At 32.4% G+C, this 1,389-nt stretch carries 1 protein-coding gene and 1 pseudogene; both read right to left on the bottom strand.

Translation table 11 applies throughout. From position 1 onward, the window contains the following. Window positions 1-29: 29 nt before the first annotated feature. Window positions 30-317 (bottom strand): annotated as a pseudogene (locus HMPREF3045_RS06490) (nuclear transport factor 2 family protein); the annotation flags it as partial. A gap of 61 nt (window positions 318-378) precedes the next feature. Further along, a partial coding sequence (locus tag HMPREF3045_RS06485; protein WP_070738104.1) for a MobA/MobL family protein occupies window positions 379-1,389 on the bottom strand: 1,011 nt, incomplete at its 5' end.

Below are 1,389 nucleotides of genomic sequence, written 5' to 3'. Positions count from 1 at the left end.
TTTTGGTCTCACATCATTTACAAATGTACAATACCGTCAAATTCTTCAACTTTCCCCTCATTCATTTTATTTTTGAAGTGCCATTCTACAATAGTTTGATTATCCTTATGAAAAAATTGCTTTATATCCCACGCAAGAACTTTTCCTCTTGTATTCCACTCATTAAACCAGTGCTTTACTGTTTGCCGATTTTCATACTTAGGACACCAACTCTCAATATAAATCACATCATCTGAAAAAATATCATCTATTCCTAAGTCTTTTTGTGTAAGCCACATATCAAACCATAAACGAATGATTTTCTCTCTTTCATCCATGAATTTAAACACCTCCAAAATCAAATACTTATTTAATATTATACCATTTTTTCACTCAATTTTATAGGTCTAACTCGTTCCTCTTTACCTGTGTTAGTCCTCTGTTTTCTTGTAGTAATTTCTCTATACAGCTTCTAACACTTTCAGCTTGTTTAACTTCCTCTCGTATTTCTAATATTTGATTGTATAGGCTCTTTTTCTCTTTCTTCAAAGTGCTAGCCTCTGATTTCCACTTGGATATATTTAAGGTCTTACTTTCCCCTAAATGCTCTTTGAGATGTTTCCTTGCACTCTCAAATAGAATAATCTCTGCAGTATGCTCATTATAAAAATCTTCCTGTTTGCTTTTCTTTAATTTGGTATAGGCTTTGTAGATATCTTTATGTTTCAAATATTTCTCGGCTTGGTCGATAAGCTGTGTTTTATCATCAATTCTTTTTTCAGTGTCTTTGATAGCTTTTGTGGTCTTGTAATTCTTATCTCTTAAAGTAACTATGCTTTCTTTCAGTTCAGATATGGAAGTGATGTTTTTATCTTTAAGAAGCTGATAACTCTCAATATATTTCTCTAAGTCTGCATTATTGCTATCTGCGTTTTGATTGATAAGATTTTCAAAAATGGATAGTAGATTTTCTTTTGGTGGGATGGTGGATTTTATGTTTTCTGTTTCTGCTGTTTCTTCTTTTCCAATTCCTCTTATCCAATTTAACAAGGCTTTTATTCTTCTTGAAATTTCTCTTAAAATCGCATTTTGATGTTTGATTTCTCGGTTAATATTTCCTCTGTCTGTAGCTATGCCTTTCTTCTCCATTTGTGTTGCTGATACTCCTAAATGAGTGGTCGGTATTTGCTCTATTCCTTGTCTTTGATAGGAACGATGGTCTACTTTTTCCTGTATGCTGTTTTCTTCAAGATATTTGTTTGTAATGTCTGCCCATGCTTTTCGCCACTCTTCCGCTTTTTCTTGCTCATTCCAATCGGTTGTATTGATTTTTCTTGTTTTGTAATTGCCGTTTTTGAGTTTTATCTTTTCTCCGTTTTTATCAAGGATATATTCTTTTTTTGATTTTGC

The organism is Anaerococcus sp. HMSC075B03, assembly GCF_001815585.1.
GTDB lineage: Bacteria > Bacillota > Clostridia > Tissierellales > Peptoniphilaceae > Anaerococcus > Anaerococcus vaginalis.
Note: the sequence above shows the minus strand (reverse complement) of the source record. Positions and strands in the feature narration are given on the sequence as shown.